This is a genomic window from Deltaproteobacteria bacterium, from assembly GCA_016875395.1.
In the GTDB taxonomy this organism is placed as follows: Bacteria; Myxococcota_A; UBA9160; order UBA9160; family UBA6930; genus VGRF01.
In genome coordinates this window covers 1-6,223 of sequence record VGRF01000058.1, presented here as the reverse complement: position 1 = coordinate 6,223, position 6,223 = coordinate 1, and the positions used below count along the sequence as shown (strand labels likewise).

Sequence of the window (6,223 nt, the reverse complement as noted above, 5' to 3'; positions counted from 1 at the left end):
GCGCGGGCTGACTCGCCGCGAGCGCGGCGACGAACTGCGCACGCAGGGGCGCGAGCGCGGCCTGCGCCTTCAGCTCTAGCGGCGCGAGCCTCGCCACCGCCGCGATCCACGCATCGAGCGCGCGCGGTCCGCCGCAGCGGCGCGCGCAGGCCCTCGAGAGACGGAGTCGCCGCTCCCCGCGCGAGCGCGAGCACCGCGAACGAGCGGAAGCGGCGCAGCGCCTCGGCCTCCGCGCTCGCGGCATCGAGCGCGCCGGCATCGCGCTCGATCGCAGTGCGCTGCGCAATCAACCAGCGGGCGAGATCTGGCTCCATGCGAAGCACTCTAAGGATTGGCTCGCGAGAGCGAAGCCCCGAGGTTGCGCGTCGCCTGCGTGCCCCTCGCGTATGCCTCAATTCGCGTCACGCGGCTGCCGATGCAACCCGGCATGCAGCACCACGCCGAGACTCCCGAAGAGAAGCGCCGCCTGATCCTGTCGCTGGCGCGTCCCACGGCGTTCATTCCGCTCTCGCGCGCGATCCTCGGCCGCATGGGCTACTCGATCGTGCCGCTCGACGAGTGGCAGGCCTCGCCCCCGCTCTCGAAGCGCGAGCCGGCGCTGTGCCTCGTCGACGACCGCATGCTTGGGAGCCTCCCGGAGGAGGCGCCGTTCGAGCGCCTACCGATTCTTCTGCTGACCGGCCGCGAGCCGCGCGCGACCGACGACCGGCGCGTGATCGGCGCGATCCCGCAGCCCGCCGGTCTGCACGAGCTCTACCGCCTGCTGCAGCAGGTGCTCGAGCCGATGCCGCGCGGCGCCCTGCGCGTTCCCACAAACCTGCCCGCGCGCATGCGCGGCGCCGACCGCGAGTGGATCGGCTCGGTGCTCTCGCTCAGCGAGAACGGCTGCCTGCTGCGCACGCCCGAGCCGCTGCCTCTCGGCACCTCGCTCGAGATCTCGTTCGAGCTGCCGCGCGCCGGCCGCATCGAGACGCGCGCCGAGGCCTCGTATCAGCTGATCCCCGACTTCGGCCTCGTGTTCCAGTCGACGCCTGCCGCCTCGCGCAACGCGATTCGCTCGTTCGTCGAGCAGCATCTCGCCGCCGCGTAGCCGTATTCGCGAGCGCGTCATCGCGTCCGCTCTCGCCCGGGAATAACCTGGGTGCATGAGTGACTTCGATTGGCGCACGTTCGATCTCTCGAACCCCACCTCCGAGCACGCGCTCTTTCGCGAAACCCTCGCGGAGTTCGTCACGCGCGAGGTCGAGCCGCAGGCCGCCGCGCACGACCGCGCGGAGAAGTTCAACCTCGCGCTGTTCAAGCGCGCTGGCGAGCTCGGCTTGTTAGGGGTGACGCTGCCCGCCGAGTACGGCGGCGCGGGCCTCGACGCCGCGGCGGCGGTGCTGCTCTACGAAGAGCTGTGCACGAGCGACCCCGGCTTCGCGCTCGCGGTGCTCGCGCATTCGGTGCTGTTCGCCCAGAACCTCGCGGTGAACGGCGACGCCGCGCAGAAGAAGCGGATCCTGCCGCGCGCGGCGACGGGCGAGATCTTGTGCGGGCTGTGCATGACCGAGCCGCAGGTGGGCACGGACGTGATCGCGATGAAGACGCGCGCGCGCCGCGATGGCGACGCCTACGTGATCGACGGCACGAAGACCTTCATCACCAACAGCGGCTACGACGAGCACACGCTCGGCGATGCGTTCGTCGTCTACGCCGCGACCGGCGAGCGCACGCTCACCGCGTTCCTCGTCGAGAAGGGCATGCCTGGCTTCGAGCTAGGCCAGAAGTGGAAGGACAAGCTCGGCTGCCGCGCCTCGTTCACCGGCGAGCTCGTGTTCCAGGGCGTGCGCGTGCCGCTCGCGAATCGCCTCGGCGAAGAGGGGCAGGGCGCGCTGCAGATGATGCGCAACCTCGATGTCGAGCGGCTCACGCTCGCGGGCATGTCGCTCGGCATCGCGAAGCGCTCGCTGCGCGTGATGATCGACTGGGCGAACCAGCGCCAGAGCTTCGGCGTGCCGATTCGCGAGCACGGCCAGATCCAGCGCTACATCGCCGAGACTTACGCCGAGTTCTCGGCCGCGCGCGCGCTCACCTACGACGTCGCGCGCAAGATCGACCTCGCCGCGACGGGCCAGCGCGTCGCCGCCGACGCCGCGAAGCTGTTCGCCTCGCAGGCCGCGAAGCGCGCCGCCGACGCCGCGATCCAGGTGTTAGGGGGCTACGGCTACATGGGCGAGAACGTGGTCGAGCGGCTCTGGCGCGACGCGAAGCTGATCGAGATCGGCGGCGGCACGCTCGAAGCGCACCACAAGAACATGACCAAGGACATCGCGCGCGATCCGGCGAGATTCTTGCGGTGAGCGCACGCACGAAATCCGCGAAGAGGAAGGCCGCGCGAAGGGCCGCGGTCAGCTCGCCTCGAATGCGTTACAGCGCACTGCGCAGCGAGACCGCGAACGGCGTGCGCCACATCGTTCTCTCTCGCGCCGACGCCTACAACACGATCACGCCGCGCCTGCGCGACGAGCTCGCGCACGCGATCGACGCGGCCGACGCCGCGCGCGACGTGCGGGTGATCGTGCTGCGCGCCGAGGGCCCCGCGTTCTGCGCCGGCTACGGGCTCGATTGGTCGACGCGCGCGCAGGCCGCAGAGACCGACGCGCCCTCGGCGCAGGAGTTGGGGTCCGCGCCGTGGCAGCCGGACAACGCGGATCGTGCGAAACGCGCGAAGGCATGGGATTCGGTCGCCGATCTCAGAATGATGGGCGAGTACGTCGCGACGTACATGAAGCTCTGGTACGCGAAGAAGCCCACGATCGCGGCGGTGCAGGGCTGGTGCATCGGCGGCGGCACCGACCTCGTGCTGTGCGCGGATCTGATCGTGGCCGCGGACGATGCGCGCTTCGGCTACCCGCCGAGCCGCGTGTGGGGCACGCCCACGACCGCGATGTGGGTCTATCGGATGGGCCTCGAGAAGGCGAAGCGATACATGCTCACCGGCGACGAGATCCCGGCGAAGCGGGCCGCCGAGATCGGGATGATCCTCGAGACGGTGCCGGCGAAGAGTTTGCTCGCGCACGCGACTGCGCTCGCCGAGCGCATGGCGCGCGTTCCGACCAATCAGCTCGTGATGCTGAAGCTGCTCTGCAACCAAACTGCGGAGAGCATGGGCCTCGCGCACTCGCGCTTGTTGGGCACGCTCTTCGACGGCATCGCGCGCCACACGCAGGAAGGCCTCGACTTCGTCGCGCGCGCGCAGGCCGTTGGCTTCCGCGAGGCGGTGCGAGAGCGCGACGACCCGTTCGGCGACTACGGGTCTCGCAAGCGATGAGCTTCCGCGTGCGCCTTCACATCCACGCACCGGGCGATCACTCGCTCGGGCCCGGCAAAGTCGCGCTGCTCGAAGCCGTCGACGCCGAAGGCTCGATCTCGGCGGCGGCGCGCGCGATTGGCATGGCCTACCGCCACGCCTGGATGCTCGTCGACGACATGAATCGCTGTTTCCGCGGCGGCGTGGTCGCCACGGGCGCCGGCGGTGCGGACGGTGGTGGAGCGGTGCTCACTCCGTTCGGGCGGCAGCTCGTCGCACGCTTTCGCGCGATGGAGCAGGCGGCGAACTCGGCCATCGCGCCGGATCTGGCGGCGCTCGCGGCGGAGCTCGCGAGCGCGCCCGCGAGGAAGAAGGCGCGCGCGAGGCGAGCGAAGCGCTGAGGATCGCGATATTCGTTCGGGAATAGCGACCGCGCGGCGCGGTCAGGAGATTCCCGATGCGACTTCGATCGCTGCGCGCGGCGCTCGCCTGCGCGCTTCTCTCGCTCGCGACGCTGCCCGCGACGGCAGCCGACGAGGCCGTGATCCAGGAAGTGCTCGCGATCCTGAAGGAGCGCGGCATCGTCGACGAGGCGAAGTACGCGGAGCTCGTCGGCAAGAACGAGGCCTACGAAGCGAAGCAGTCCTCGCTGCTGAGCAAGATCGTGCTCACGGGCGACTTCCGCGGGCGCCTCGAGAGCTATTGGTTCGACGAGGACGAGCTCGGCGGCGACCCGAACGACCGCCATCGCACGCGCTACCGGCTGCGCATCGGAGCGGTGGTGCCCGTGAACGAGTGGCTCACCGCGGGCTTCCGGCTCGCGTCGGGTGAGACCGAGAATCGCAGCACGAATCGCTCGCTCGGCGCGGGCGTCGACTTCGACCGCGACCGCTTCGAGCTCGACGAGGCGTGGCTGCAGCTGAAGCTGCCGATCGACGCGGCGCCGACCACGGTGGTGTTCGGCAAGCAGTCGAATCCGTTCCTGTGGAAGAACGGCAAGGACTACATGACGTGGGATCCGGACTACTCGCTCGAGGGGCTTTCGGTGCGCAGCTCGCTGCAGGCGACGCCGAAGCTCGGGCTGTTCGCGAGCGCGGGCTACTTCCTGATCGAGGAGTCGCGCTTCACCAAGGACCCGCACTTCTTCGGGCTCCAGGGCGGCGCGACGCTCCAGGCCAGCGAGCAGCTCGCGCTCGGCGGGCGCGTCACGTGGCTCAGCTACGGCTCGCTGAACGCGGGCTTCTTCACGCGCCAGGCGGCGTTCGGCAACGTCGCCCTCAGTAACGACTCGGACGGCAGCTTCGACCAGCTCGAGTCGAGCCTGTTCGCGCGCGTTGCACTCATGCCGAAGTGGCCCGTGCTGCTGCATGCGCACCTCGCGAAGAATCTCGACGCCGCGAGCATCGCGGGCGAGGGCAAGCAGGATCTCGGCTGGGGGCTCGCGCTCGAGCTCGGCGATCCGAAGCAGACCGTTCTGCTCGGCGTGGGTTACTACGCGCTCGAAGCCGACTTCGGCCCCGCGCTCTACACGGACAGCGACGTGCTCGACGGCTTCACCAACCGCGAGGGCTGGGCGTTCTACGGCTCGCGCCACGTGTTCCCGAACACCGAGCTCTCGCTCGAGCTGTTCCTGAGCGACGAGCTCGAGACGGGCATCCCGTTCGCGACTTCGGTGAGCGCGGCCGATCGGCTGCGCCTGCGCTCCGACGTGATCGTGAAGTTCTGAGGGGATGGAAATGCCGAAGCGAATCGCACTCGTTCTGTCGGCCGCGCTCTCGCTGGTAGCGAGCTCGGCGTTCTCCGAAGAGAAGCCGTTCATCACACTCGCGACGACCACGTCGACGCAGGACTCGGGCCTGCTCGACGCGATCCTCCCGAAGTTCACCGCGCAGAGCGGGATCGAAGTGCGGGTCGTGTCCGTGGGGACCGGGAGGGCGCTGGAGATCGGCCGCGCGGGGGATGCGGACGTCGTGCTCGTTCACGATCGCGCGGCGGAGGATGCATTCGTCGCGGAAGGGCACGCGCGCGAGCGGCGCGCCGTGATGTACAACGACTTCCTGATCGTCGGCCCCAAGTCGGATCCGGCAGGCGCGAAGGGCGCGAATGTCGTGGCGGCGTTCGCACGCATCGCGGATCGAGGCGCGAAGTTCATCTCGCGCGGCGATGACTCCGGGACGCACAAGGCGGAGCTGCGCTACTGGGCGGCCGCGGCGCGCGATCCGAAGCCGGCCTCGGGCCGCTGGTACATCGAAGCGGGCGGCGGCATGGCGACGACGCTCGGTATGGCCGGCGAGCTGCAGGCCTACACATTGACCGATCGCTCGACGTGGCTCGCGCTCTCCAATCGCCGCGGCCTCGTCGAGATGGTGAGCGGCGATGCGCGCCTGCTGAACCGCTACAGCGTGATGGTGGTCGACCCCGCGAAGCATCCCGGCGTTAAGGCTGACCTCGGCCAGAAGCTCGCGGATTGGCTGACCGGCGCGGCCGGCCGGTCGGCGATCGCGGCCTTCAAGGTCGGTGGCGAACAGGTGTTCTTTCTCGAGTAGAGCCGGCTCACGCCAGTAGCTCGCCCGCGAGGAAGCGCCTCGCTTCCTCGCTGCCCGGCGATCTGAAGAACTCCGCCGCGGGGGTTTGCTCGAGCAGCCGCCCCTCGTGCACGAACAGCACCTCGCTCGCGAGGCGCCTCGCCTGCGCGAGATCGTGGGTGCTCATCGCCACTTTCACGCCCGCGTCGCGGATCGCACCGATCGCGCGCTCGAGCTCGCGCGTCGCGCCGGGGTCGAGCGCCGCCGCGGGCTCGTCGAGTAGCAGCAGCTCCGGCTCGCGCGCCCAGGCGGCTGCCAACGCGACGCGCTGCTGCTCCCCCACCGAGAGCGTGCGCGCGGGTCGCTCCGCGTGAGCGGCGAGGCGGGTGGCCTCGAGCGCGCGCCG

The 6,223-nt window shown here is 70.0% G+C and carries 7 protein-coding genes; 6 read left to right on the top strand and 1 reads right to left on the bottom strand.

Annotated features, from left to right (window positions below):
* Positions 1–373: 373 nt before the first annotated feature.
* The 6 genes from FJ091_21805 (at position 374) to FJ091_21780 (ending at position 5,838) form a co-directional block, all read left to right on the top strand.
* Positions 374–1,090: a PilZ domain-containing protein gene (locus tag FJ091_21805; protein MBM4385986.1), complete on the top strand. Its 717-nt coding sequence runs from the start codon at positions 374–376 to the stop codon at positions 1,088–1,090.
* 55 nt (positions 1,091–1,145) lie between these two features.
* Entirely contained in the window at positions 1,146–2,342 is a 1,197-nt protein-coding gene (locus FJ091_21800) for an acyl-CoA dehydrogenase family protein (protein ID MBM4385985.1), read from the top strand.
* Between the two features lie 62 nt (positions 2,343–2,404).
* Positions 2,405–3,313 carry a crotonase/enoyl-CoA hydratase family protein gene (locus FJ091_21795; GenBank protein MBM4385984.1) on the top strand — a complete coding sequence of 303 codons (909 nt, stop codon included), beginning with the start codon at positions 2,405–2,407 and terminating at the stop codon, positions 3,311–3,313.
* On the top strand, positions 3,310–3,693 hold the full coding sequence (locus tag FJ091_21790; protein ID MBM4385983.1) for a LysR family transcriptional regulator: 384 nt from the start codon (positions 3,310–3,312) through the stop codon (positions 3,691–3,693). Before FJ091_21795 ends, FJ091_21790 begins: the two co-directional genes overlap by 4 nt.
* A 56-nt stretch (positions 3,694–3,749) precedes the next feature.
* Complete coding sequence (locus FJ091_21785) at positions 3,750–5,018, top strand: putative porin (GenBank protein MBM4385982.1); 1,269 nt, start codon at positions 3,750–3,752, stop codon at positions 5,016–5,018.
* A 4-nt stretch (positions 5,019–5,022) separates the two neighbouring features.
* Positions 5,023–5,838 carry a substrate-binding domain-containing protein gene (locus tag FJ091_21780; protein MBM4385981.1) on the top strand — a complete coding sequence of 272 codons (816 nt, stop codon included), beginning with the start codon at positions 5,023–5,025 and terminating at the stop codon, positions 5,836–5,838.
* Between the two features lie 7 nt (positions 5,839–5,845).
* Here the strand turns inward: FJ091_21780 and FJ091_21775 are convergent.
* A partial coding sequence (locus FJ091_21775) for an amino acid ABC transporter ATP-binding protein (GenBank protein MBM4385980.1) occupies positions 5,846–6,223 on the bottom strand: 378 nt, incomplete at its 5' end.

Coding starts and splice junctions, on each gene's coding strand:
- FJ091_21800 (MBM4385985.1), top strand. CDS start 1,146: ATGAGTGACTTCGATTGGCGCACGTTCGATCTCTCGAACCCCACCTCC.
- FJ091_21795 (MBM4385984.1), top strand. CDS start 2,405: ATGCGTTACAGCGCACTGCGCAGCGAGACCGCGAACGGCGTGCGCCAC.
- FJ091_21790 (MBM4385983.1), top strand. CDS start 3,310: ATGAGCTTCCGCGTGCGCCTTCACATCCACGCACCGGGCGATCACTCG.
- FJ091_21785 (MBM4385982.1), top strand. CDS start 3,750: ATGCGACTTCGATCGCTGCGCGCGGCGCTCGCCTGCGCGCTTCTCTCG.
- FJ091_21780 (MBM4385981.1), top strand. CDS start 5,023: ATGGAAATGCCGAAGCGAATCGCACTCGTTCTGTCGGCCGCGCTCTCG.